The sequence below is a fragment of the Citrobacter sp. CK185 genome (assembly GCF_030333565.1).
In the GTDB taxonomy this organism is placed as follows: Bacteria; Pseudomonadota; Gammaproteobacteria; order Enterobacterales; family Enterobacteriaceae; genus Citrobacter_B; species Citrobacter_B koseri.
Genome location: NZ_JAOWFR010000026.1, coordinates 117778 through 144259 on the forward strand (window position 1 = coordinate 117778; position 26482 = coordinate 144259).

The 26482-nt window shown below is 55.6% G+C and carries 20 protein-coding genes and 1 riboswitch; of the genes, 7 read left to right on the forward strand and 13 right to left on the reverse strand.

The features are described from left to right. Positions 1–40 precede the first annotated feature (40 nt). From OGV79_RS15345 to OGV79_RS15365, 5 genes are all read right to left on the reverse strand, one after another. A complete protein-coding gene (locus OGV79_RS15345; protein ID WP_012132337.1) occupies positions 41–265 on the reverse strand; it encodes an HP1242/YdcH family protein in 225 nt (74 codons plus the stop codon). A 178-nt stretch (positions 266–443) separates the two neighbouring features. Next, positions 444–2099, reverse strand: a complete 1656-nt coding sequence (locus tag OGV79_RS15350; protein WP_286468672.1) for a glucan biosynthesis protein D — start codon at positions 2097–2099, stop codon at positions 444–446. 244 nt (positions 2100–2343) lie between these two features. Next, positions 2344–3852: a carboxylesterase/lipase family protein gene (locus OGV79_RS15355; RefSeq protein ID WP_286468673.1), complete on the reverse strand. Its 1509-nt coding sequence runs from the start codon at positions 3850–3852 to the stop codon at positions 2344–2346. Between the two features lie 41 nt (positions 3853–3893). Beyond that, on the reverse strand, positions 3894–5237 hold the full coding sequence (hglS, locus tag OGV79_RS15360; protein WP_071258351.1) for a 2-oxoadipate dioxygenase/decarboxylase HglS: 1344 nt from the start codon (positions 5235–5237) through the stop codon (positions 3894–3896). Positions 5238–5318: 81 nt separating this feature from the next. Then, positions 5319–6221 (reverse strand): DHHA2 domain-containing protein, encoded by a 903-nt coding sequence (locus OGV79_RS15365; protein ID WP_286468674.1) that lies wholly within the window; start codon positions 6219–6221, stop codon positions 5319–5321. Positions 6222–6296: 75 nt separating this feature from the next. Further along, positions 6297–6369: riboswitch (Fluoride riboswitch) on the reverse strand. Positions 6370–6599: 230 nt separating this feature from the next. On the opposite strand from OGV79_RS15365, the gene OGV79_RS15370 reads away from it, so the two are divergent. After that, the gene (locus tag OGV79_RS15370) at positions 6600–7523 is read left to right on the forward strand and encodes a LysR substrate-binding domain-containing protein (RefSeq protein WP_012132331.1); all 924 of its coding nucleotides are present in this window, start codon (positions 6600–6602) and stop codon (positions 7521–7523) included. A gap of 62 nt (positions 7524–7585) precedes the next feature. Here the strand turns inward: OGV79_RS15370 and OGV79_RS15375 are convergent, their stop codons facing one another. The 4 genes from OGV79_RS15375 to cybB all read right to left on the reverse strand — a co-directional run bounded on the left by OGV79_RS15375 (position 7586) and on the right by cybB (position 11604). Then, complete coding sequence (locus OGV79_RS15375) at positions 7586–9274, reverse strand: methyl-accepting chemotaxis protein (protein ID WP_012132330.1); 1689 nt, start codon at positions 9272–9274, stop codon at positions 7586–7588. Positions 9275–9443: 169 nt separating this feature from the next. Then, on the reverse strand, positions 9444–10562 hold the full coding sequence (locus OGV79_RS15380; protein WP_012132329.1) for an S-(hydroxymethyl)glutathione dehydrogenase/class III alcohol dehydrogenase: 1119 nt from the start codon (positions 10560–10562) through the stop codon (positions 9444–9446). 32 nt (positions 10563–10594) lie between these two features. After that, complete coding sequence (locus tag OGV79_RS15385) at positions 10595–10870, reverse strand: metal/formaldehyde-sensitive transcriptional repressor (protein ID WP_012132328.1); 276 nt, start codon at positions 10868–10870, stop codon at positions 10595–10597. Positions 10871–11073: 203 nt separating this feature from the next. Then, the gene (gene cybB, locus OGV79_RS15390) at positions 11074–11604 is read right to left on the reverse strand and encodes a cytochrome b561 (RefSeq protein WP_012132327.1); all 531 of its coding nucleotides are present in this window, start codon (positions 11602–11604) and stop codon (positions 11074–11076) included. Positions 11605–11794: 190 nt separating this feature from the next. Between cybB and gap the strand changes: the two genes are divergently transcribed. Both gap and OGV79_RS15400 read left to right on the forward strand, forming a co-directional pair. Then, positions 11795–12796 (forward strand): type I glyceraldehyde-3-phosphate dehydrogenase, encoded by a 1002-nt coding sequence (gene gap / locus OGV79_RS15395; protein ID WP_047463617.1) that lies wholly within the window; start codon positions 11795–11797, stop codon positions 12794–12796. 131 nt (positions 12797–12927) lie between these two features. Continuing rightward, a complete protein-coding gene (locus tag OGV79_RS15400) occupies positions 12928–13854 on the forward strand; it encodes an alpha/beta hydrolase (protein WP_286468675.1) in 927 nt (308 codons plus the stop codon). Between the two features lie 39 nt (positions 13855–13893). On the opposite strand, the gene aldA is transcribed toward OGV79_RS15400, so the two are convergent. Next, positions 13894–15333 carry an aldehyde dehydrogenase gene (gene aldA / locus OGV79_RS15405; RefSeq protein WP_286468676.1) on the reverse strand — a complete coding sequence of 480 codons (1440 nt, stop codon included), beginning with the start codon at positions 15331–15333 and terminating at the stop codon, positions 13894–13896. A gap of 204 nt (positions 15334–15537) precedes the next feature. Then, on the reverse strand, positions 15538–16338 hold the full coding sequence (locus OGV79_RS15410; RefSeq protein WP_114847884.1) for a YdcF family protein: 801 nt from the start codon (positions 16336–16338) through the stop codon (positions 15538–15540). 270 nt (positions 16339–16608) lie between these two features. Between OGV79_RS15410 and OGV79_RS15415 the strand changes: the two genes are divergently transcribed. Genes OGV79_RS15415 through OGV79_RS15425 form a run of 3 tightly spaced genes read left to right on the forward strand, consistent with a single transcriptional unit; the run spans position 16609 to position 20758 of the window. After that, positions 16609–18261, forward strand: coding sequence for an MFS transporter (locus OGV79_RS15415; protein ID WP_049011895.1), 1653 nt, complete (start codon positions 16609–16611; stop codon positions 18259–18261). A 41-nt stretch (positions 18262–18302) separates the two neighbouring features. After that, positions 18303–19385, forward strand: coding sequence for an HlyD family secretion protein (locus OGV79_RS15420; RefSeq protein WP_286468677.1), 1083 nt, complete (start codon positions 18303–18305; stop codon positions 19383–19385). Continuing rightward, positions 19382–20758: an efflux transporter outer membrane subunit gene (locus tag OGV79_RS15425; protein ID WP_199975823.1), complete on the forward strand. Its 1377-nt coding sequence runs from the start codon at positions 19382–19384 to the stop codon at positions 20756–20758. The genes OGV79_RS15420 and OGV79_RS15425 overlap by 4 nt, the downstream gene beginning before the upstream one ends. 2 nt (positions 20759–20760) lie before the next feature. Here OGV79_RS15425 and OGV79_RS15430 read toward each other — a convergent pair whose 3' ends face one another. Then, complete coding sequence (locus OGV79_RS15430) at positions 20761–21396, reverse strand: LysE family translocator (RefSeq protein WP_071259026.1); 636 nt, start codon at positions 21394–21396, stop codon at positions 20761–20763. A 128-nt stretch (positions 21397–21524) separates the two neighbouring features. Here OGV79_RS15430 and OGV79_RS15435 point away from each other — a divergent pair, with 128 nt between their 5' ends. Beyond that, positions 21525–22433: a LysR family transcriptional regulator gene (locus tag OGV79_RS15435; protein ID WP_199975824.1), complete on the forward strand. Its 909-nt coding sequence runs from the start codon at positions 21525–21527 to the stop codon at positions 22431–22433. Positions 22434–22441: 8 nt separating this feature from the next. On the opposite strand, the gene hrpA is transcribed toward OGV79_RS15435, so the two are convergent. Then, positions 22442–26344 carry an ATP-dependent RNA helicase HrpA gene (gene hrpA / locus OGV79_RS15440; protein WP_047463604.1) on the reverse strand — a complete coding sequence of 1301 codons (3903 nt, stop codon included), beginning with the start codon at positions 26342–26344 and terminating at the stop codon, positions 22442–22444. Positions 26345–26482: the final 138 nt, after the last annotated feature.

Here is a 26482-nt window from a genome sequence, read left to right on the forward strand (position 1 = left end):
CTTTTAAGCAGGACAAAGACTGCGCAGTACCTACAACGAATCAGCTCTCATTCAAACTTTCTTTCTGCAATATTCTGAGCAGATCCTCCTTCAGATGGAGTTTCTCTTTCTTCAGACGAACAATATCCAAACTGTATCCCCTGCCGTCAGAACCTTCCAGCCGGGCAATCTCATGATCAAGGGTGTTGTGTTTTTCGAACAAGGAAAGAAAGCGAGGATTCTCGGTTTTCAGTCGTGAAATCAGATCTCTGTATTCTGGAAACATACGCACTCCCTGTTAGTGGCTGTAAAACGTGTACTGAAGTACACACCGTCAGCTTACGCATTTGACATAAGGAATAATGCGAACGGGATCGAGTTTAAATAATGAGCAGAAAATGCGCCGGGAATCGTCGGGAGAAAAGAGCCGCCAGCAGTGTGGCGGCTCGGGGCAGCAGAGCGGATTAACGCATCACGCGGTCATCAACGTAGCGGCGCTTATCCGGCGTCGGCGGGAAATACTGATACAGCCAGGTTTCGCTAATGGCGTCCCCCTGGCAGCGCAGGAACATACGCATATCCACCGGGTCGGTCGAATCTGACGTCGGATACCAGTCAAACTGGATGCGATAACCATCGAACGGTTCGACGTAGAGGATCTCAATCTGTTTCGCTTCGCCGTTAGACAGCGTAATGACAGGTTCGATCCCCTTCGGCGCAGCGGCTTTCAGGTCGCCGCCGACAAAATCAATGGCAAAGCGGCGCGCCCATTTTTCCGGGTAGTGTTCACCCGGCGCCCACCCTTCGGGGAAACCGCCCATACCGGTACGGGTCGCCATCACGCGCGCCAACGGCGAGCGAACCGGCGGTTGCGCGCTCCAGTAAAGACGGTATTTGAACGCCAGATCATCGCCCGCTTTGATCGCTTTTTCCGGCTGCCAGAAGCACACCACGTTATCGAGCGTTTCACCGGTCGTCGGGATTTCCATCAGGCCGATAGACCCTTTCCCCCATTTGTTACGCGGCTCCACCCACAGGCTTGGGCGTTTGTTATACCAGCCCATGATGTCCTGATAGTGGGAAAAGTCACGGTCAAGTTGCAGCAGGCCGAACCCTTTCGGGTTATTGTCGAGATAGGCGTTGAACTGCAATTTCTGCGGGTTATTCAGCGGACGGCAGATCCATTCGCCATTGCCCAGCCACATGGCCAGGCGGTCAGAGTCATGAATTTGCGGATGAATGGTGTCGCACATCCGGCGTTCATTGTTGCCGCAGCTGAACATGCTGGTCATTGGCGCGATACCCAGCTGCTTGATGTCTTTACGCGCATAAATGTGGTTTTCCACATCCATGATCACCTGACTCTCTTCACAGTGGATCACAAATTTATAGGCGCCAGTGACGCTTGGGCTATCCAGCAGCGCGTACACGGTAAAGGTGGTGTCGCCCGGTTTCGCCGTCTCAAACCAGAATGCGGTGAAGTCCGGGAACTCTTCTTTGCTGTCGGTATAGGTGTCTATCGCCAGGCCTCGCGCGGACAGCCCGTACTGATAAGTGTTATCTACCGCGCGGAAGTAGCTTGCCCCCAGGAAGGAGACGATGTCGCGACGCGCCAGTTCAGGCGCTTTAAAGGCGCGAAAGCCCGCGAAGCCAAGATCGGTTTGCCCTTCCAGTTGACGGGTATCGACACCGGCATCGTTGTATTTGAACAGTTCCGGGCGGAAATGAATTTCGCGCGCCTGATGCGTGCTGGCATCAAGCGAGAACATACGCACGCGACGACGAAAGCCCATTCCTACGTGGAAAAATTGCACATCCAGCTTGCGGCCTTCGATGTTGTTCCACAGAGAGTGCGCCGCATCGTACTGAATGCTGTTGTAGGCCTGCGGCGTCAGATTCGCCAGCGTATTGGGTAACGCCCGGGGTTCGCCGCCCCACGGCTTTTGCGCTAAATCGTTCGCCATTGATTGCAGAACGGAAAAGTCAAAACGGACGGTTTGACCATCTGCAATATCAGACTCTGCCGCGAAAGCGGCGCGGGAAAAGAGTGAAGCAATACCGCTCGTACCGCACACGGCGGCCATTGCCATTGAACCTTTAATAAATCGTCTACGATCCATACCTGAAAGTGAGTCCTTCTGGTCGTGTGAATGGTCCCGCGCTGGTCTCTATCAGCGGCAAGAAGTGCAACGTTTCTGACCGCTCACTCTAGACAAAATTCATTAATAATCCAATTGTTGGCTGTCGATAATCTGTACAAAAGCCAAAATATTTTATGTCGATAAGAACAGACTGAATACCGTGTAAATACAGATGGGCGCGCTTTCAGGTTATGAAAAGCGCAACCTGCCAGACATCTCGCCATTATTCCAGACTGACGTGATGTTTCATCACCCGTTTGAACAGCGCCATCCGCGCGCCCATAAAGCGGTTCTCTACTTTAAAACCGGCAAATTTATTCAGTCCGATGCGTAACAAGCGATCCCGCCCTTGAACGCTGGCGGGCCAGCGCACCGGACCATGCAGAACATCGCAGGTCCGGCTGGCGTGACGGGCGAAATTAACCCAGTAATCGGCGATATGCCGGGCAAACGCCAGATCGTTGTCATTCACGTAATTGCGCGCGGGTTCCGCCAGCGTCAGCGTATCAAAGACATACGGCACTTCATTTCCGTGCCAGGCGCCGTTGGCGTAGGTTGTGTGTTCAGTTTCCGCGACATAGTCAAACCAGTATCGCCAGCACGGTTCACCTACCCGCTGCTGCGCCTGCATCACCACATAACCCAACGTGGTGAACGCCATATCGCGGCAGACCTGACGCCCCAGTTCTTCATCGCCTTTCACGCCGGGATAGAGCAGCTTGATCAGCCCTAACCCCAGTCGGCGTTCGCGCCGCAATTTCGCGATCTGCCCGGCGAGATCAACGCCAAACACTGCCATCACGCTCGCTTCGTCGCTGTTGGAGCCAACCAGAACCGGCATTGGGTGCTGCTTTCCGGCAAAGAAGGTCTCCATCATCGGCTGTGGCAATACCGCATCGCCGGAAATCGGCGTCGGCGCGATTTTCAACGGTGCGCCCAGCGGCCAGAATGCCTCCGCCGGTAGCGCCCGCAACTGTTCAGCAGTAGCGTCCGGCAAATTAAAATGCGCCGCCAGTTCGATGCCCTTTTGCAGCGCGACCTCGCGCGGCGTATCCGGTAACGTATAACCACTCTGAATAATAGCTTTATGGAACAGGCCCTTTGCCCGTGGGGACGCCATCAACGACAGGACGCTACGCGCGCCAGCGGACTCGCCGAACAGCGTCACATTCTGCGCATCGCCGCCGAAAGCGGCAATATTGTCCTGCACCCAGCGTAGCGCCGCGATCTGATCGAGCAAGGCGAAGTTATGCACGCATTCGCCGTCCTCGCCATCAAGGGCCGGATGAGCAAAAAATCCCAGGTGACCAAGACGATAATTGAGCGTGACTACCACGACATCGCGCTTCGCCAGCGCACAACCGTCGTAAGGCGGTAATCCTCCCGCGCCGATGGTGTAGCCGCCGCCATGCAGCCAGACCATCACCGGCAACGGCTGCGGGCGCACCGCGGGCGCCCAGATGTTCAGATACAGGCAATCCTCGGAAAAACGCCCCGGATCGCCCCCGCCAAGCTCGCGACAATATTCAATATCCTGCCAGCTGGCGCATGAAAATGTATTCGCAGGGCGTTCGCCCTGCCAGGGAGCGGCAGGCTGTGGCGCCCGCCAGCGGAGCTGACCCGTAGGCGGCGCGGCATACGGTATACCGCGCCAGATGTGGATGTCGTTTTGCACGACACCCATGACATTTCCCTGTTGTGTTTCGACAAGCGGGATGGAGGGATTCAACATGACGCATTCCTTTTCCTTCACATCCCGACAGCATACCGCGATCAGAGCAGTCCGCAACGCCGTTTACTGCGTTCTTCCGCCGCCTGATAAAGCGCAAACTCATCATATACCGGGCACCCTAACGCCTGCTCAAAGGCGTCGCGGCTGGCATTGCCGTGGCTGCGCGCCTGGGTTTCGTTACCCAGGTTAGACTGGAATATTCCGGCCGCGCTTACCGGCAGAAAATCTTCATAGGTAATGGGTTGTGCCACCACCCAACCGCGTTCAATCAGCGGCTGTGGGTCGTCGCCCGGATGAATAGACTGGCGGTGCGATTCACCAGCAGGCGTTAACCGGTAGCGAAACCAGGCGAGCCCCTGCTGGCGCAGTAAAAATTCGCTGTCCGGGAAAGCGTTAAAGACCGCCTGCAAATGCAGCTGATGCGTAAGATTATCTTTGCCCGTCCCCGCCTTATGCAGTAACGCATCGTACAACCGCCGTCCTTCAGGCGTCAGCGCCACGCCGCGCTGTTCAATCTCACCAAAACGTGCCGTATGGCTGCCCTCCGTTTCACCGGCAAACAGCACCGACTCTTCCAGCGCCTTGAAACTGGTCTGGCGTAACAGAATCGGCACCTCACGGCGCGGCGGCCCTTCAATCAGGATCTTGGGTTCGATACCGCATTCCGGCATCATCAACTGCACTTTGTCGATATCCAGCGTGCGCGGCGTCAGGTGGTTAATGTGGCACCCCGGAAAACACACCACGTCAGCAATCAGACGGTGTTCATTATGTAATGCCTGATACGTTTCCCTGTCCACCGTGGCGTGCCGGTGCCAGCGGAAAGTCTCCAGCGCCTCCTGCACAAACTCTCGCGCCTGCGCCCCGGTAAAATTGCCCTGCGCATCAAAGACGTCCAGAAGTTCGCGACAGCGCGGCGTAAAGATATCGCGCTTCGCCAGAATATCCGCCGCGCGTTGGCGCAGCGTCGCGTTCTCAATTAACTCCAGCCGTAATAGCGAGGTGAAGACGCGAAACGGGTTGCGGGAAAGCGACGCATCGTCAATGGGGCGAAAGGCGGTGGAATGAACGGGAACGCCCGCCTGAGAAAGGTCGTAATAACTGACGGGATACATCCCCATAATCGCAAACATTCGGCGCAAGGTGGAAAGCTCCTGCGCCGTACCCACCCGAATCGCGCCATGCCGTTCAACGTTCAGCCGCGCCAGCTCATCCGCGTTGGCCAGCTTTTCATGCAGCGTGGGATTATTTTCCAGTACCGTCAGATTCACATCAGCGACAAGTTCCAGCAATGTACCGTACTGTGGAACTTCCTGCTGGTACATTGCTGACATTGCCTGCGAAAAGTGTTCCCGAATCTCATCAGCCGCGATGGTGTTCGCCATAATGTCATGCCTCCAGTGAATATTACCTGGAGTGTAGAAAACGCCGTTCACTCTGGTGGGAAGAATTTACAAAGTGTGATCTCACCTGTGCGGATTCAGGTGATGTTCCAGCCAGGGGAGCATCTGTTTCTTACGGCTCAGCATCCCTTCCACCTCGCAGGGGTGCGGGACATCCGGCTGGGTATCTCCGGCAAACCAGAGGCGGGAATAACCGAGATTGATATCCGTGAGCATCAGAACAACCAGCGCCGCATCTGCCCCGGCGGCATAGCGCGTCATTTCCTCACGCAGGTCGTCCATCATCGCATCAACCTGTTCCAGCGCATACAGCTCAAGCTGCGCCACGCAAACCCGTTGCCCGTGGACAGTAAAGGTTTTCATGTCCTTCTGAAGAAGCTGGCTGGCGCTCATCCCTTCCACGCTGGTTTTCGCGTACAGAAGATCGCGGCTAAAGCGTTCAAGAGACAAACCGGCGAGCTGGCTGAGCGATTCCACCGCAAGGCGGTCATCCGGGGTCGTTGTCGGCGAACGAAGCGTGACAGTGTCACTCAGAACGGCGCCCAGTAATAACGTCGCTTCTGCGGGTGAAAGCTGTTTTCGAATGGCATCCGTCATCAGTTGCCACAGTAATGTTGCGCTACTGCCAACAGGTTTTACCCATACTTCCGGCGGCAGTCGGGTGATCAACCCGCCTAAGCGGTGATGGTCAATAATGCCAACAACGTTACTCTGCGCTAAAGAATCCGGCCCCTGGGCTGGTTCGGTAAAATCAACCAGCCAGACGTCCCGATCGGTGAGCGGAACGCTTAATCGTTCAGGAATGGGCAACCCCGCCTGCGCAAAAATAAACTGCGTCTCACGGTTGGCTTCCCCCGTGCGGAACGCCACTGCCTCCTGCCCGCGCAACGTCAGCCAGCGCGCCGTCATCATGGCCGTACAGATAGCATCGCTATCAGGATTGAGGTGACCAATTACATATATCATTGTTGTTTCCTGTTGGAAAAAGCATGAGGAACCGGAAGAGTATTGACCAGCCCGACACGCTCCTGGTGATAAAGAGTCATATCAGGCGTCATCAGCCTACTGAAACGAGGCGGTTGGAATAAGGTGGAACGCCATCACCCTGCCCAGGATTGTGAACCCGCTTGATGTCTCTTTCAAGTATGAACTCACGTTATGACCTGTCGCTTTCTGCGCCACGCATTGTCATTATTCTCACATCACTGTGAATCGTACAAAACATAAGCAAAACAAACTTCTTGTAAAAGAAATGAGTTAGATGTTAATAATATTTTGCTATCAGGTTATCAAAAACCAATAACTTTACTTGTCACCGGCACCGCTCTGTTTTTAACATCGCTTATGGAAAAAAATAGCTTGTTTAGTCAGCGCATCCGTTTGCGCCATCTTCATACTTTTGTAGCTGTCGCCCAACAAGGAACACTGGGGCGCGCGGCTGAAACCCTTAACCTGAGTCAACCTGCACTCTCTAAAACGCTTAACGAGCTGGAGCAACTGACCGGAACCCGCCTTTTTGAGCGCGGTCGCCTCGGCGCGCAGTTAACGCTGCCCGGCGAACAGTTCCTCACCCATGCGGTAAAAGTGCTTGATGCGCTTAATACCGCGGGCCAGGCGTTGAATCGCAAAGAAAGCCTCAATAATGATGTGGTGCGCATTGGCGCATTGCCCACCGCCGCGTTGGGTATCCTTCCGGCCGTTATTGGTCAGTTCCATAAGCAGCAAAAAGAGACGACGTTACAGGTCGCCACCATGAATAACCCGATGCTGCTCGCTGGCTTAAAAACGGGGGAAATCGACCTCGGTATTGGCCGGATGTCCGACCCGGAATTGATGAGCGGTCTGAATTACGAGCTGCTGTTTCTGGAGTCGCTGAAGCTGGTTGTGCGCCCTAATCACCCGCTGTTACAGGAAACCGTCACCTTAAGCCGTGTGATGGAATGGCCGGTGGTTGTGTCGCCCAAAGGCACCGCTCCCCGGCAGAATGCGGAAGGTCTGCTACAAAGTCAGGGCTGCAAAATGCCCGTTGGCTGCATCGAAACGCTGTCGGCCTCGCTGTCTCGCCAGCTTACCGTTGATTATGACTACGTCTGGTTTGTCCCTTCAGGCGCGGTGAAAGAAGATCTGCGCCAGGCTACGCTGGTATCACTGCCGATTCCCACCCTGGGCGCTGGCGAACCGATTGGCATCCTCACCCGCGTAGACACGCCGCTTTCTCCCGGCGCGCAGGCGCTGATCGCCGCTATCCGCAAATCCATGCCGCACTGAATGCGCCCTCAAATAAATGCCGGATAAGACGCATTAGCGTCGTTACCCGGCAATATTAAGGCTTAAAACGTTTCCCAGTTATCACCGCTGGTTGTTACCGGCTGCGGTGATGAACTGGCGACGACGTCCACAGACGGCGCGCGTTTAATCGCACTTCCCCCCTGCAAACGAAACGCCCCGACCGCTTCGGTTAAGCGAGCGGCCTGCTCTTCCAGAGACGCGGCGGCGGCAGAGGCCTCTTCGACCAGCGAGGCGTTTTGCTGCGTGACCTTATCCATCTCGGAAATCGCCTGGCTCACCTGCACAATCCCACGACTTTGCTCATCAGAGGCTGCGGCGATCTCCAGCATAATGTCCGTTACGCGTCGCACGGCATCGACAATATCATTCATGGTGTTGCCTGCTGCGACGACTTCCCCGGAACCCTGGTCAATCAGTCTGACCGATTCGCTGATCAGCCCTTCAATTTCTTTCGCCGCCTGCGCACTGCGGCTTGCCAGCGTGCGCACTTCACTGGCGACCACGGCGAAGCCGCGCCCTTGTTCACCCGCTCGCGCCGCTTCGACCGCCGCGTTAAGCGCCAGGATATTGGTCTGGAAAGCGATGCTGTTGATGACGGCCGTGATCTCGGAAATTTTCTTCGAACTATTGGAGATGTTGCCCATTGTTTTCACGACGCCAGACACCATCTGACCGCCGTGACTGGCTTTGCCGGAGGCGTCTTCCGCCAGTTTGCTGGCATGATGCGCGTTGTCCGCATTTTGTTTCACCGTGGCCGTGAGCTCTTCCATGCTGGCTGCGGTCTGTTCAATTGCTGCGGCCTGCTCTTCCGTACGCGATGACAAATCGGTATTACCGGCGGAAATCTCACTGGTGCCGCGATAAATCTCTTCCGCCCCCTGGCGTACCGTTCCCACCGTTTGCCCCAGAGAGGACTGCATCTTCTGGAGATGGCGGCTTAAGCGACCGATTTCGCTGCGTCCGGTTGGATCATCCGGCATGGTGAGATCGCCTGCGGCAATCTGTTCAATACGCTGCGCAGCACGTTGCAGAGGGTTGATTACCGTCCGGCGGAGCGCGATAAACGTCAGTAGCGTAAGCACCAGCGCCAGCGCGAACGCCCCAATCATGAACATCAATCCCAGTTGGCTGCGCTGATGCGCCTGGTCGCTAAGCTGATTCGCGCGCGCCGTGCGTAGCTCAATCGCCTTGAGCAATACGGTGTTATACGCGGTATCAAGCGGTCTGGCCTGTTCATTTTCATGGTTGATAATCGCCTCGAACATACCGTTTCTGGCGTATTTCAACATAGGTTGCAGGCCATCGATATAGGCTTTGAAGCGGGTATTCAGCTCCGCATCCAGCGCTTCGTCCGCCGGTGTTTTTACCGCCCGCGCCATAAAGACGTTAAAGCCTTCCTGCGACTGCTTAATCCGCTTCTCCGCCTCAGCGATATTGGCTTTCATGTCATCCATTTCAGCAATGCGGCTCGCCGCGCCTGCATGGATCATATTGATACGCGCGGTACGCAGATGGTTAGAACTGTTGGATAAGCCCATCCGCACCTGAATTTCGTCCGTCACATCCCGCTGGTCACGATCTGCCTGTAGCAGAAAGTACCCCGCCAGCCCGGAACTAAGTGCGAACAGAAGAAGGATGCCACCGAGAATGGAGGAAAACAGCGGAACCAGCCGAATATGATGCAGAAAACCCAGCTTATGCGGTGCTTGCATCGTTGATGTGTTGTCCATGACCGTCGACTCTCTTGTAGGTTATTGCGTATAAAACACGCCCGTTAGATAGTCATCGGCATTCCAGGAAGTTTGCTTACGGTGAAAATCGGAATGTTTGTCACATTTTCACAACATTTATTCCTGAAAATTCAGGAAAGTGCCAGCGGCAGACCCGCTGGCATGTGAATCAGTTATCACCGAAATGGATAACGGTACGAATGGACTTGCCCTGATGCATTAAATCAAAGGCATCGTTGATTTGATCAAGCGGCAAGCGATGGGTAATGAACGGGTCCAGACGAATTTTCCCCGCCATCGCCTCTTCCACCATGCCTGGCAGTTGGCTACGCCCTTTCACACCGCCAAAAGCGGAACCGCGCCAGACGCGCCCGGTAACAAGCTGGAACGGACGGGTTTTAATTTCCTGGCCTGCGCCAGCCACGCCGATGATGATGCTCTCGCCCCAGCCTTTGTGACAGCACTCCAGCGCTGCGCGCATCACATTGACGTTACCGATACATTCAAAACTGAAATCGACGCCGCCATCGGTCAGCTCAACAATCACATCCTGAATGGGTTTGTCATAGTCATTCGGGTTAATGAAATCGGTCGCGCCCATTTCTTCCGCCAGTTTGAATTTCTCCGGGTTGGTGTCAACCGCCAGAATACGCCCGGCTTTCGCCTGCACCGCTCCCTGAATCACCGCCAGGCCGATACCGCCCAGGCCAAAGACCGCAACGCTATCCCCTTCTTTTACTTTTGCCGTGTTGTGTACCGCGCCAATCCCTGTGGTGACGCCGCACCCCAGCAGACAGACTTTATCCAGCGGCGCCTGCGGATTGACTTTCGCCAGGGAAATTTCAGCACAAACGGTATATTCACTGAATGTGCTGGTGCCCATATAGTGATAGACAGGTTCGCCGTTGTAAGAAAAACGGGTGGTGCCATCCGGCATCAACCCTTTACCCTGCGTGGCGCGCACCGCCTGACACAGGTTGGTTTTGCCGGATTTACAGAACTTACACTCGCCGCATTCTGCGGTGTACAGCGGAATAACATGATCGCCAGGCTTCAGACTGGTGACGCCTTCGCCAACGTCAACCACCACGCCACCGCCTTCGTGACCCAGAACCGCCGGGAACACGCCTTCCGGGTCGTCGCCGGAGAGCGTAAACGCATCCGTATGGCAAACGCCGGTATGGGTAATTTTAACCAGCACTTCACCTTTTTGCGGCGGCGCGACGTCAATTTCAACAATCTTTAACGGCTGGCCGGGGCCAAATGCAACTGCTGCACGTGATTTCATTTGTCTCTTCCCATTATTGTGAGGTGATCTGTTTATTTTAGATAAGCGCGCAGAAGGTGGCCGATTTCAGCCATGCGCACGGCGCGTTGATCCGGCGTGGTGTCACCGCTGACCAGTTCATCTTTCAGGTGAATCTCAACCATCTCTCCCATCAGCCCGTTAGATGCGCCGCGAACGGCGGCAATCTGTTGCAGGATCGCCAGGCAAGGTTCTCCTGACTCCAGCGCCCGTTCCAGCGCGTCAACCTGCCCGCGGATACGGCGAACCCGAGTGAGAATACGTTTTTTATCTTCAGGTGAATGCGGCATACGCCCTCCATACTATAGGGGGGTATACTATCAGATTTGTTATGTGACTGTAAAACCAACAGCAGCATCTCGCAATTTGTATGACAAATGGCTATACTGCCCGCTTCCGATGTAGACCCGTTTCCTTCACCTGCGTCACGGGTCTGGTTACACGCAGGTGTTTTCTAAAAGAAACCCCGCATTACGCGGGGTGGTGAGAAGAGTCAGGAACGTTTGCGCGGCATCATGCGCAATAGCGTATTGTCTTTCCAGACGTAGTGATGCATCAGCGCCGCGGCGGCATGCAAACCAATGACAAAATACCCCAGTTTCGCCAGCGTGATATGCCAGGTTTTCAGCATATCCACCACCTCAAAATTAGCGTCTGACGCATGCGGCATCACCAGGCCGAACGCAACCCAGGGATTGCCCCGGTTATACATCATCACCAGGCCAATAATCGGCAAGACAATAAACAGCAGATAGATCACCAGATGCCCAAGATGCGCCATTCCGGTCACCATCGGCTTTGGTTTTGGCACAATGGGCGGCGCCGGGTATTTCAGTCTGACCAGCAGACGCGTCACCATCAACACCAGGATTGTCATCCCGCACGAGACATGAACCATATTGATCCACGGACGATAGCTGCGGGGCGCAAATCCCCTCAACTCCATTGCACAGTAGGTCACAATAACCAGTAAAAAGACCAGCCAGTGGATGCCAATTTGCAGGCTTGTGTACTTATTGCTCATAACACGTCCTGAGTAAAAAAATAAAGCGTCAACATAGCGAGCTTTTGTTAAAAATTCATTAACTTTTGTTCACCCAATTTCAACCAGTTACGCTTAGCCGCAAAATCTGTTATTGCCCTGGACGCCTGACTGGACTATGCCTGGTAGGGAAAAAATGTGTCGTACCGTTGCATCCTGACAGGAGAAAACCATGAGTAAAATTGGCATTAACGGCTTTGGTCGTATCGGTCGTCTGGTGTTACGTCGTCTGCTGGAAGTGAAAAGCGACATTGATGTCGTCGCCATCAATGACCTGACCTCCCCTAAAATCCTCGCGTATCTGTTGAAATATGACTCAAACTACGGCGTATTCCCCTGGAGTGTAGATTTCACCGAAGACGCGCTGATTGTGGACGGCAAAAAAATTGCGGTTTACGCAGAAAAAGAGGCTAAAAATATTCCGTGGAAAACCACCGGTGCCGGGATCATTGTCGAGTGCACCGGCTTCTATACCTCAGCCGAGAAGTCCAAAGCGCACCTCGACGCTGGCGCTAAAAAAGTGCTGATTTCCGCCCCGGCTGGCGATATGAAAACCATTGTCTTCAACGTGAATGACGACACGCTGGATGCCAGCGACCAGATTGTTTCTGTCGCATCCTGCACCACCAACTGCCTGGCGCCGATGGCGAAAGCGCTGAATGACAACTTTGGCATTCAGGTTGGCACCATGACCACAATTCACGCCTACACCGGAACCCAGTCGCTGGTCGACGGGCCGCGCGGGAAGGATCTGCGCGCTTCGCGGGCGGCGGCGGAAAACATCATCCCCCACACCACCGGCGCGGCGAAAGCCATTGGTCTGGTGATTCCTGAACTGAGCGGAAAACTTAAAGGCCATGCTCAGCGCGTTCCGGTGAAAACCGGCTCTGTAACCGAACTGGTCTCGATTCTGGAGAAAAAAGTCACTGCGGAAGAGATCAACGCGGCGCTGAAGAAAGCGACAACCCATAATCCGTCGTTCGGCTATACCGATGAAGAGATCGTCTCTTCCGATATTATCGGCTCACATTTCGGTTCGGTGTTCGATGCCACGCAAACTGAAATCAGCACAGTGGGCGATCTGCAACTGGTGAAAACCGTCGCCTGGTACGATAACGAGTACGGTTTTGTGACCCAACTTATTCGCACGCTGGATAAATTCGCCAAACTCTGACCCTCTGGCGGAGGCATTGTTCCTCCGCCGTTTTCACATTTATCTGGTCATTCAAGACGATGTGAATCCCTTCCGATTTTCAATGGATTAACTGTGTTATAGATAACGTTTATCACTGAGTGAGCACAGTCATGGACGTATTCAGCCGCGAAACCTTAGAAGAAATGATGGCGCAAGCCGTCTCCCGCTCAGCCACATTTACCCTCTGGCCTGATGGCGAAGCCCCCGGAGCGAAAAACAGCGATACTGTTTTTACGCCAGAACCGCGGCATACCGGTACATCCATCTTCGATCGCGCCGTCACGGGCGTCCGATCTCCTGAAATCACCGTTTACGCGCCAGATAAACCCAACGGCGTGGGGCTTCTCGTGACGCCAGGCGGTTCCTACCGGCGCGTCGTGCTGGACAAAGAAGGCAGCGCGCTGGCGCCCTTTTTTAATGCGCGTGGTTATACCCTGTTCGTGATGACCTACCGGATGCCCGGAGATGGCCATGATGAAGGGGCAAACGCGCCGCTGGCGGATGTGCAGCGCGCGATGCGCTATCTTCGCGCCAATGCGCAAGCGTGGAAGATCGACCCGGAACGCATCGGGGTGCTGGGTTTTTCTGCCGGTGCGCATGTCGCCGCCAGTCTGGGGACGCGTTTTGCTGAACCCGTCTATTCCCCTATAGATAGCCTGGATGAAATCAACGCCCGCCCTGCTTTTATGGCGCTGGTCTATCCGGTCATCACCATGCGTGACGACATTCATCATCCCGGCTCACGCCTTGAGCTGATGGGCGCGGAACCTGACGATGAACAGATTCGCCACTACTCGCTTGAGGAACGCGCGGATGCCGCTACGCCGCCCACATTTCTGCTGCATGCCATCGACGATCCGGCGGTAAAGGTGGAAAACAGCCTGGTATTTTTTAACGCGCTGCGCCGTTCTGGCGTAGCGGTGGAAATGCATCTGTTTGAGCGAGGAAAACACGGGTTTGGCATTCGTGATACGCAGGGATTGCCGATCGCGGTCTGGCCGGAACTGATGATGAACTGGATTGCGACCAAAGTGTGACCGCCATTAGCAGGCCGGGGAAAACCCCGGCCTGCCACATCAGGACTGCAAATAGACCACCTGCGTTTGCAGATACTCGTTCAGACCGTGTTTGCCATCCGCCCCGCCAATACCTGACTTGCGCCAGCCAGCATGGAATCCCTGCATCGCCTCAAAGTTTTCGCGATTGATGTAGGTCTCGCCGAATTTCAGCCCGCCGATCGCCTTCATCGCAACATTCAGGTTTTGCGTATATACAGACGATGTCAGACCGTAATCGCTGTCGTTCGCCATCTCCAGCGCCTCTTCCAGCGTATCAAACGCCACAACCGGTAGCACGGGGCCAAATGTCTCCTCATGCATGATGGTCATCTCCTGGCGAACGTCCAGCAGCAGCGTCGGTGGATAATAATAACCTTTGCCCTCCACGACCTTGCCGCCCAACGCCACGCGAGCGCCTTCCTGTACGGCACGCGCCACTTTCTGCTCTACCCGCTCCAGCGCGGCAGCGTTAATCAGCGGCCCCATTGCGATGTCATCACGCTGTGCCGGATCGCCAAACTGAACCGCTTTCATCGCCTCGCCCAGACGATTCACAAAGCGATCGTAAATCCCTTTTTGTACATAAACGCGCTCAGCACAGTTACAGACCTGCCCGGTGTTGATCACTCTGGAATCCACAATCGCTTTCACGGCCAGCTCAAGATCCGCATCGTCCATCACGATTGCCGGGGCTTTCCCGCCCAGTTCCAGGCAAACTTTAGTGATGTTTTTCGCTGCCGCCGCCATAATTTTCTCGCCGGCGACCACGCTGCCGGTCATGCTCACCATCGCGACTTTCGGGTTCCCCGCCAGCTCCTGCCCAACCGTTTCACCGCGTCCCAGCACCAGGTTGAATACGCCTTTCGGTAAGCCGATGTCATGCACGATCTGCGCGAAAGCAATGGCATTGTTTGGCGTAAATTCGCTGGGTTTAATGACGATGGTATTCCCGGTCAACAACGCCGGAGCGAGCTTCCGGGCAATCAAAAAGAACGGAAAGTTCCACGGCAGAATCCCGGTGGTGACGCCCAGCGCGCGTTTAAAGACCAGAATATTTTCTCCGGGGCGGTCGCTTTGCAGGATCTCGCCTTCATAACGGCGCGCCCACTCGGCCATATATTCGATGTAGTCGGCGGTGAACGCGACTTCCACCTGCGCCAGCTGCTGGATTTTTCCGCCTTCCGCGACAATCAGCGCGCTGATCTCTTCTGCCCGCTCACGAATCCCTGCCGCGATCTTTCTCAGCCACCCCGCGCGTTCAATCGCAGGCAGCGCCTCCCATTCCGGCTGAGCGCGCGCAGCGGCGTCAATGGCCTGACGCGCCTCTTGCGCGCCGCCATCAGGAATACGGGAGAGCAGTTCTTCGGTGGCAGGATTCACCACATCAATCCATGCGTCTCCCTGCCAGCTAACAAATTGACCATTGATATACATCGGGTGTTGTACGGGTGCGGACATGCGCTGCTCCTGTAATTGAATTGTTTTTAACAAGTAAAATCATTGTTAAGTAATAACAATCACATGTTCTCAGGGTCGTCTGCGGTGCTGGTTTTGTGATGTGCTTCATAAAAGCAGCCAGGAAGGTTCTGTCAGAGGGGCGATATCGGGGAGAGAGTTTGCCCGTTTGAGCGTAAATTTCCGCAAACGGGCAAGAAAGTAACATTAACGCAACGAACGACTGTTCATGGTCTCAATCAGGTCAGCGTCATTTTGCAGCGTCTGCCACGCCGCCTCAACGTCAGCGGGAATATCAACGTGCACAATAAAGTCGCGGCCACGCGGCCCGTAGCCGGTTTCATCATCCCGTAAGCGCGGAAGCTCTCCCGCAATCAGGGAGAGATAGCGATCCACGGACCACAACCCCTTCTGTTCTCCGGCAAAATCCACGCCGTCATCGTGCTGGCACAGCGTCGGGACAATACCAGGATAGCTCAACCAGCGGGGCGAATCGGGATCGTCGCAGGTGACGCGGCGGAACGTCGCCATCGTCCGGCGTTGCATTGTCGGGTCCTGTACGATAATGGCGGTGTTAATGGGCGCCGATACCTGACTAATCAGGGCGCAGCTAAACTGCGCGTTCTCACCGCAGTTTGTTGACTTGTCTTCTGGCCAAATGTTCTCCGTCGGGATCTGCCAGAACTGATGAGCGATATCCGCGAGGATTTTGGCTTCCGTACGCCCGGTGGTGCGTATGGTGTTGTAGCGCGGGTGCCCGGCGATGGCGGCATAGAGAAACGTGGTGGAATGGCCGATGCCGCCGCTGATCAACAGCGGGATCTGCTGCGCTTTCGCTATGTTGCAGGCGGCGTCTATCGCCGGGATGACGGCATTCCCCGCCAGCACAACGCAGTCAGCCTGATACGGCGCGTCACCAGAGAAGTCATTTTGGGCCAGCCAATGCCCCAGCGTGTTCGCTGCTTCCAGCGTTGTACTGGATAATGCCGGAAACGGTCTCATTCTCATGGTTCTTCCTCCTGTGTTCCTTGCAGAGTACCGGAGTGGCTTCTGGTGAGTACCAGATCACTCCGAAAGACGATCCGCTGATTATCCTGTGGTGCGAGGGTGAGATAAAGCGTTGATGTCAAACAACGTTCAATGAGAGAAAATCCCGGCTTAACGGCAATGAATATTTGATTTACCGGGCGTTTTCATATTCACTTGAATTATGGTTTACGTCAGACGTAGAATCATTAGCCCGCTAACCATTAAAATAATACAAAGGTATACGACGTTATGCGCCTGCCCCAACGCGATCCTTATGCTCCTCGCGAGTGGCAGCCTCACGAAAAGCCCGCGCTGTTAGGCTCACCTTCGACTCCCATTCACAGCACGCCGAAACGCATCGCCTACGGCGTGGTCGGCCTGCTGGTGTGTCTGACCGGCGCACTCGGGAACGCGGTCGTGACCGCGAATCTGCAAAATTTACAGGGCACCTTTGCCGCCTGGTCGACGGAGATCGCCTGGCTGCCTGCCGTTTATGTCATGACCAATGTCTCAATTAACCTGCTGCTGGTGAAATTTCGCCAGCAGTTTGGTCTGCGGGCATTTACCGAAGGTTTTCTGGTGCTGTATGTGCTGGTCACCTTTTTTCACCTCTTCGTCAACGATCTGAGTTCCGCGCTAATGGTACGCGCGGCGCACGGTATGGTCGCCGCCGCGCTCAGTTCGCTGGGTATTTATTATCAGATACAGGCCTGGCCTGCGAAACACCGTCTGAAAGCGTTAACGATCGGTATTACCGGGTCGTCGCTGGCTATTCCCCTCGCCCGGTTGTTCTCTACCGAACTGCTGCAACTGGATGAGTGGCGCGGCCTGTACTTCTTTGAGCTGGGACTGGCGCTGGTTTCGCTGGGCTGCGTCATCGCCTTAAAACTGCCTCCCGGCGACAGACGTAAGGTTTTTGAAAAGAAAGACTTTATTACTTTTATTCTGCTCGCGCCCGGCATGGCGCTGGTCTGTGCCGTGCTGTCGCTGGGGCGACTGGACTGGTGGTTTGAAGCGCCCTGGATTGGCTGGTCTCTGGCGCTGGCGACGGTACTCATCATCAGCGCAATTGTGTTCGAGCATAACCGCAGCAATCCGCTGTTGAATACGCGCTGGCTCTCCAGCGGCAGTATTCTCCGCCTGGGGCTGATTATGTTGCTGATCCGCATTGTGCTGGCGGAGCAAAACACCGGCGTAATTGGCTGGCTGCAATACGCTGGCTTACAGAATGAGCAAATGACGCATCTGGCCTGGTCAATTTTCGCTGGCATTGTGTGCGGCATCATCACCAGTTGCCTGACGATTAAACCGACGCGGCTGGCCTGGCCCGTGATTACGTCGCTGGCATTGATGATCGTCGCCTCGCTGCTCGACAGCCACTCCACAAACCTGACGCGCCCCGACCAGTTAATGGTCAGCCAATTCTTACTCGGTTTTGGCAGCGCGTTTTTCCTTGCCCCGGCAATGCTGGCGGGTATCGGCGGCGTCATCGCCGATCCGCGCAACCTGGTCAGTTTTTCCGTCTTATTTGGGATGAGTCAGAACATCGGCGGTCTGCTGGGCTCCGCCATTCTCGGCACGTTCCAGACCTGGCGTGAAAAATATCACTCCAGCCTGCTGGCCGATCAGCTCACCACGCTAAATCCGCTGGTGAATGAGCGTCTACAGATGTACAGCCAGATGTACAAAAGCCTGATTGGCGACAGCGCATTGCTGAACACCCAGGCGATCGCCCAGCTACAAACCGTTACGTCGCTTGAGGCAAATATCCTCGCCTATAACGATACTTATTTACTGACGGCCAGCATTGCCGCCGCTACGCTAATCTGGATTTTATGGCGCTTGCTGCGACTGCGTATTACCGCCCGGATGGCGCTGAAAAAAGCCACCGGAACCAAGTAACAGATGAAAATTATGTTTATCGCTTTACCTCAGGAGCCGCTATGAGTCAGCAGGATGCCGCCAAAGAGCAGGCAAATACCCGAAACAATCTCCGTGTGGTGTCAATTTTTGCCGCTGCCGCCATTGGCCTCGTCGGGGTTCTGGTGATCCTCTACGCCTGGCAATTACCGCCGTTTACCCGCCATACGCAATTTACGGATAACGCCTATGTGCGTGGACAAACCACCTTTATTAGCCCGCAGGTGAATGGATATATCACGCAGGTGAATGTGCAGGACTTTGTGCAGGTGAAAAAAGGCGAACTGCTGATGCAGATCGACGACCGTATTTATCGCCAGCGTGTCCATCAGGCCGAAACACAGCTGGCCATGAAAATTGCCGCGTTAAATAACAACCTGCAACAGCGTAAAAGCGCCGAAGCCGTGATTGCGCGCAATGAAGCGGTACTGAAGAACGCCAAAGCGCAAAGTTTGAAAACCCAGGCAGATTTGAAACGCGTGAAAGATCTCACCGCCGACGGTTCGCTGTCGATTCGTGAACGCGATGCGGCGCTGGCCAGCGCGGCGCAAGGCAGCGCGGATATCGACCAGGCGAAAGCCACGCTGGAGATGTCACGACAGGATTTACAAACGGTAATCGTCAACCGGGGAGCGCTGGAAGCCGACGTTGAAAATGCCCGCGCAGCGTTAGAACTGGCGCAGATCGATCTGCAAAATACCCGCATTGTCGCGCCGCGCGACGGCCAGCTTGGGCAGATTGCCGTCCGCCTCGGCGCGTATGTCACCGCCGGAACGCATCTCACCACGCTGGTGCCGCCGCAGCACTGGGTTATCGCCAATATTAAAGAGACGCAACTGGCGGAGCTGCGCGTGGGTCAGCCGGTACGGTTTACCGTCGATGCGCTGAATGATCGGGTTTATGAAGGCCGGGTGGAGAGCATTTCTCCGGCAACCGGCGTGGAGTTCAGCGCCATTACGCCGGACAACGCGACCGGCAACTTTGTCAAAATCGCCCAGCGTATTCCGGTTCGGGTAGAGGTGTTGGGTAAACCGGAGGAGATTGCGCGATTGCGTCCGGGTATGTCGGTGCAGGTACATATCGATACCCGGGAGGCGAAACAATGACGCGCCGTCCCGTTGCCGCTTTGCTGTTCGCCCTGCTGCTCAGTGGCTGTCAGTCGGTTGATGTGGCACCCGCAAAACCGTCTTTGCAAATCCCCGCCGCCTGGCGAACCGCCACCGGCCCCGCCAGCGCAACAGAACAGGTATGGTGGAGAAATTTTCACGACAGTCATCTGAATCGTTATGTCGATCAGGCGCTGCAAAATAACAGTGACGTGCTGATTGCCCGCGAACGGGTAAATGAATACCAGGCCAGGGTCTATGCCGCCGAAGGCAGCCTGTTCCCCTCGCTGGATGCGGGCGTTAGCGGAGCGCGGGCGCGAACGCAGTCTGCGGCAACCGGACTTCCGATCTACAGTACGTTGTATAAGGGCAGCCTGACGGCAAGCTACGATGTCGATATCTGGGGCGTTAATCGCAGCACCGCCAGTGCGGCGCAGGCCTCGCTGGCGGCGCAAAAAGCGGCGGCGGCCGCCGCCGATCTGACCGTTGCCTCGTCCGTTGCGTCCGGTTATGTCACGCTGCTGGCGCTGGATGAGCAGCTCAACGTGACAAAATCGACGCTGAAATCGCGTGAAGAAGCCTGGAATCTGGCAAAACGGCAATATGAAACAGGCTACAGCTCGCGCCTGGAATTGATGCAGTCGGATTCTGAGCTTCGCTCGACGCGCGCGCAAATTCCCCTGCTTGAGCACCAGATCGCACAACAGGAAAACGCGCTGAGTCTTCTGCTGGGCAGCAACCCGACGCGGCTGGCCCGTAGCGACCGTTTTGATGCGCTGACGCCCTTAACGTTGCCGTCACAGTTGCCCTCTTCGTTGCTCAACCGCCGTCCTGATGTTGTGCAGGCCGAGAGACAGCTTATTGCGACCGATGCGACGCTTGCCGCCTCTCGCTCCAGCCTGCTGCCGTCGATCAACCTGACAGCGACCGGATCGGTGCAGGATCGCACGCTTCCCGGTCTGCTTGACGACCCGCTCCGCTTATGGAGTATTGGCGGCAGCATTCTCGCCCCTCTGCTTAATCGTCAGGCATTGAATGCGCAGGTTGATATTTCCCAGTCCCAGCGTAATCAGGCGCTGTACAGTTATGAAAAAACCGTGCGTAACGCCTTCAGAGAGGTAAACGATAGCCTCGACGCCATCACCCGCTATCAGGAACAGCTCAGTGAATTACAGGCGCAGCAGGATGTGGCGCAGGAAACATTGCGCATCGCCCAGAATCGCTATCGCAATGGCTATTCGTCTTATCTGGATGTACTGGACGCCCAGCGCACGCTGTTCTCAGTGCAAACCAATGTGGTGCAGGTGAAAAACAATCTGCTGCTGGCGCAGATTGATCTCTACAAAGCGCTGGGCGGCGGCTGGTCAGTCTGACGTCATCCGTACGGCAAGTGGTGAATGATTTCGCGGACGTTATAGACCATGCCAGACAGCGATACCACCAGCAAAAACAGCGATGACGCCAGCCCAATACGCCTGCTGTGATGCGGTGACAACCATTTATTGATGAGCAGGATGTACAGCGATAAAACAGCAAAATCAAAAATGATCCACACCACCGTCAGCGTCATAATGCTGGCGGCGAAGTTCTGCGTCACCGCAATAAACTGAGGGAAGAAAGCGACAAAGAAAAGGATGTCTTTCGGATTTGAAATGCCGGTAATAAATCCCCGGATCACCCCGCCGTCGCCCGCAGCGACCGTGTTTTCTTGCGCATTTGCCTGCGGATTCCCCGCCCGCAGGCTGATTAACGCGCCGTAGCCGATATACAACGACCCTGCGATCCCCAGCAAAGACAGAAACAAACCGGAGATCGACACCACCCCGGCCAGCATCAGCGCCGCCAGGATAATCAGCACCAGAGAGGCGCTGTTCGTTCCGATCACCGTCGCAAAGGCTTTACGCGCACCGTGCCGGGCCGCCGTTCCGGTTACCAGCGCAACCACCGGGCCGGGCGTGACCAGCAACAGTAAAACCGATAAACTATACGCACTCAGCAATGTCAGATTAATCAACGCCTTTTCTCCTTCATAACGCACACAGGCCCGGAAACTCCCGGCATTATTCAGCGAGCGATGACATTTGAAAAACGAATAAAACTGCTATTTAATGTGAGTAAAACTCACAATAGCGTATCGCCATGACTCTGCCGCCACTGTATGCCCTGCGCGCTTTTGAAGCCGCCGCCCGCCTCGGATCATTCAGCAAAGCCGCTGACGCGCTGAACGTCACTCCGGGCGCGATCAGCAGACACATCCGTACCCTGGAGACAAGATTTGACTGCCCGCTGTTTCACCGCAACGGCCCGCAGGTTGAGGTAACGGAAGCGGGACGCGCGCTGGCGGAGCAGCTGGCCGCAGGCTTTCGGACGCTGGAAAACGCCTGCTCCGCGTTTCGCAACCAGCAGCACGGTCTGCGCTTAAAGGCGCCCTCAACCCTGACAATGGGCTGGTTGCTGGACGTGCTGAACAGCGTACATCAGCAGGAGCCCTCGCTTAACGTGGAGCTTTCCAGCGTCTGGATGGACACCGATACGGTGAATTTCAATCGCGAACCCTTTCACTGCGCCATCCTGTTAGGCAACGGTCATTTTGGTTCCGGCACGCAAAGCAGGCTGCTTTTTAAAGAGTGGCTGATCCCAATATGCGCCCCTGCGCTGCTTGAACAGGTACGAGAAAACATTGCCGACTGCGAGCTTATTCATCCTTCGCCGGACCGGCGCGACTGGACGCGATGGCTGGCACGCAGCGGTAAATTTAACGGGCTGAATACCCGTCGGGGAAAAGTGTTCGACACGCTGGAACAGGGAAATCAGGCGGCGATAAGGGGGCATGGCGTCTCCGTGGGCGATCTGCTGCTCAGTCTGGAGGCGGTAAAAAGCGGTCTGCTCACCCTTCCGTTCAATGAAGCAGTGGCAACCGGAGAAGGCTACTATCTGGTCTGGCCGCAAGATACGGCATTCGAAAAAGACATTGCGCTGCTTTATGACAGGCTAAAGTGCGCCGCCCCGCAGGAGAAGATACCCGAAGGTATCTCCTGCCTGAGCTGAGCATGGAGCTACAGGCTGATTTGCTCCATCGCCTGTAAAATGCGCTTATCGGAGATCGGGTACGGCGTGCCGAGCTGTTGTGCAAAGTAGCTGACGCGCAGCTCCTCAATCATCCAGCGGATTTCTTTGACGTCGTCGTCATCACGGCGGGCTGGCGGCAGCTTGTTAATCCACTGCTGCCAGGCCTGCTGCACGCTTTCGATTTTCAGCATCTGCGCCCTGTCACGGTGCGGATCAACCGCCAGTTTCTCCAGCCGTTTTTCAATCGCCTGCAAATAGCGCAGCGTATCGCCGAGGCGCTTAAAGCCGTTGCCGGTGACAAAACCGCGATACACCAGCCCGCCCATTTGCGCTTTGATATCAGACAGCCCCAGCGCCATCGTCATATCCACACGTCCTTTCAGACGTTTGTTGATCGTGAACACGGCGGTCAGGATCTGCTCGACCTGCTTCGCGATATCGACAACGGTGTCGTTCAGCTCAGCGCGCACCTTCTCATGCAGTGCGGCAAAAGCCTCTTCCGTCCATACCGGGCCGCCATTGGCGTCAATCAGCTTGTCCACGCCGCAGGAGATACAGTCGTCAATCAACTCCAGCACTTTGCCATACGGGTTAAAGTACAGACCGAGCTTGGCTTTGTTCGGCAGCTTTTCGTGCAGATACTTAATCGGCGACGGAATATTCAGCAGCAGCAAGCGGCGTAAACCGCACCACATTGCCTGTTGTTGCTCCAGCGGATTGTCGAACAGCCTGATGGCGACGCTATCACGCTCATCTACCAGCGCAGGCCACGCCTTCACTTTGTAATTGCCGCGTTTCTGCTCATAGCTTTCCGGCAGCTGACCGAAACTCCAGATGTGCAGCCCACTCTGCTCGATGCCGTCATCAGCCACCGCCGAGAGCGTCTCCTGGACTTTCCCTTTCAGCGCCTCTTTCAGCCCCTGCAAAGCGCGCCCTTCCTGCAACTTCTTGTTTTTGTCATCCACCACGCGGAAGGTGATCTTCAGATGATCGGGCACCTGATCCCAGTGCCAGTCTTCGCGATCTACCGTCACGCCGGTCATCCGCCGCAATTCACGCTCCAGCGCATCCAGCAACGGTAGCTCCAGCGGCGTTACGCGACCTAAAAACGCTTCGGCATAGTTCGGCGCCGGAACAAAGTTCCGTCGTACCGGTTTCGGCAGCGATTTAATCAGCGCAATCACCAGCTCTCGGCGCAGACCTGGAATTTGCCATTCAAACCCGGACTCTTCCACCTGGTTTAACAACGGAAGCGGGATATGGACGGTGACGCCGTCGGCGTCGGCGCCCGGTTCAAACTGATAGCTCAGCCGCAGCTTAAGATTTCCCTGGTGCCAGAAGTTCGGGTAATCCAGCTTGCTGATTTTTTCCGCGCCCTCTTTGATGAGCATACTCTTTTCAAAGTTGAGCAGATCCGGCGTTTCGCGGCTGACTTTTTTCCACCAGTTGTCGAAGTGGCGCGCGGAGATCACATCATGACTGATGCGCTGGTCGTAGAACTCAAACAGCGTCTCATCATCGACCAGAATGTCGCGGCGACGCGATTTGTGCTCCAGCTCTTCCACTTCCGCACGCAGCTTCAGGTTGTCGCGGAAGAAGGCGTGGCGCGTCTGCCAGTCGCCCTCTACCAGCGCATGACGAATAAACAACTCGCGACACAGCGCCGGGTCGATCTGGCTGTAATTCACCTTGCGCGCGGCCACTATCGGCAGACCGTACACGGTCACTTTCTCCGTCGCCATCACCGCGCCCTGCGCCCGTTCCCAGTGCGGTTCGCTGTAAGAACGCTTAATCAGATGCTGGGCAACCGGTTCCACCCACTCGGGATCGATGCGCGCCGCAATGCGCCCCCACAGGCGGCTGGTTTCCACCAGTTCTGCGACCATCGCCCACTTCGGCGGCTTCTTGAACAAACCGGAACCCGGGAAGATGGAGAAACGGGCGTTACGCGCGCCGGTATACTCCTGCTTGTCGGCATCTTTCATCCCGATATGCGACAGCAGCCCGGTCAGCAGCGCGATATGCACTTCACGGTATTGCGCCGGTTCGCTGTTTACCGGAATACCCAGCTCTTTCACCACCTGGCGCAATTGGGTGTAGATATCCTGCCATTCGCGCACGCGCAGATAGTTCAGGTAATCGGTGCGGCACAGGCGGCGGAACTGGTTCGACGACAGCGCTTTCTGCTGCTCGCCGAGGTAATTCCACAGATTCACAAAGGCGAGGAAGTCAGACTCTTTATCATGGAAACGACGGTGCTTCTCATCGGACGCCTGCTGTTTATCCATCGGGCGCTCACGCGGGTCCTGAATAGACAGCGCGGAGGTGATGATCATCGCCTCACGCACGCAGCCGTGTTTCTGCGCTTCCAGCACCATCCGCGCCAGACGTGGGTCTACCGGCAGCTGCGACAACTGGCGGCCTGAAGGCGTCAGTTTATAAGCCGTTTGCTGCTCATCGGTCGTAATCGCCCCAAGCTCTTCCAGCAGACGCACGCCGTCCTGAATGTTGCGTTTATCCGGCGCTTCAACAAACGGGAATGCGGCGATATCGCCCAGCCCCAGCGCCGTCATTTGCAAAATAACCGAAGCCAGGTTGGTACGCAGAATCTCCGGGTCGGTAAATTCCGGGCGCGACAGGAAGTCATCTTCCGAATACAGGCGGATGCAGATCCCTTCCGACACACGTCCACAGCGGCCTTTACGCTGGTTAGCGGAAGCCTGTGAAACCGGTTCAATCGGCAGCCGCTGCACTTTGGTGCGGTAGCTGTAGCGACTGATGCGCGCGGTGCCGGGATCGATAACGTACTTAATGCCCGGTACGGTCAGCGAGGTTTCCGCCACGTTAGTCGCCAGCACGATGCGACGTCCGCTGTGCGACTGGAACACGCGGTTCTGCTCGCTGTTAGAGAGGCGTGCATACAGCGGCAATACTTCGGTATGGCGCAAATTGAGTTTATTGAGCGCATCGGCGGTATCGCGGATTTCACGCTCGCCGCTCATAAAGATCAGGATATCGCCGGGACTTTCACGCCCCAGTTCATCCACCGCGTCAAAAATAGCCTGAAGCTGATCGCGCTCGGTATCGTCCGCTTCTTCGACAATCGGACGATAGCGCACTTCAACCGGGTACGTTCTGCCGGAAACTTCAATGATCGGCGCATTGTTAAAATGACGCGAGAAGCGCTCCGGGTCGATGGTCGCGGAGGTGATGATGATTTTCAGATCCGGGCGACGCGGCAACAGCTCTTTCAGGTAGCCAAGCAGAAAGTCGATATTCAGGCTGCGCTCGTGCGCTTCATCAATGATGATGGTGTCGTACTGCATCAGCAGCCTGTCCTGCTGGATTTCCGCCAGCAGGATACCGTCCGTCATCAGCTTGACCATCGTGTTGTCGCTGACGTGATCGCTGAAACGGACTTTATAACCGATGCAGCCGCCCGGTTCCGTTTGCAACTCTTCGGCAATACGGTTGGCAACGGTACGCGCCGCCAGACGACGCGGCTGCGTATGGCCGATCAGCCCTTTAATACCGCGCCCCAGCTCCATACAAATTTTCGGCAATTGCGTGGTTTTACCAGAGCCGGTCTCCCCCGCCACAATCACCACCTGGTGGTCGCGAACGGCCTCCAGGATGGCCTGTTTTTTCTGGCTGACAGGCAGGTTTTCTGGATACGTTATTTCCGGTCTGGCGGCTTCGCGCAGCACAATTTTACCTGCTGCCTGTTCAATCTCTTTCGCCATCTCCAGGAGAATGGCCTGTTGTGCATCAGGTTTTTTAACCTTCTTCACGCCATGCAGGCGGCGGGCAAAGCGCTGCCTGTCACGCAGCATCAGCGTATCCAGCTGTTGCTGAAGTGCGGCGAAGGTGATTTTCTGTTGTTCTGTCATAGCATTAGAGGGCAGTGCTCTGCCGGGTAAAATCTCTTTTTAATGATTGGTATAGAGTACCACATCGGCGCTTTTCGTGTGTTGTTCAATAATTTCGAACATAGGATTCGATATATTGCGCTATCTCTGCGACAGGAT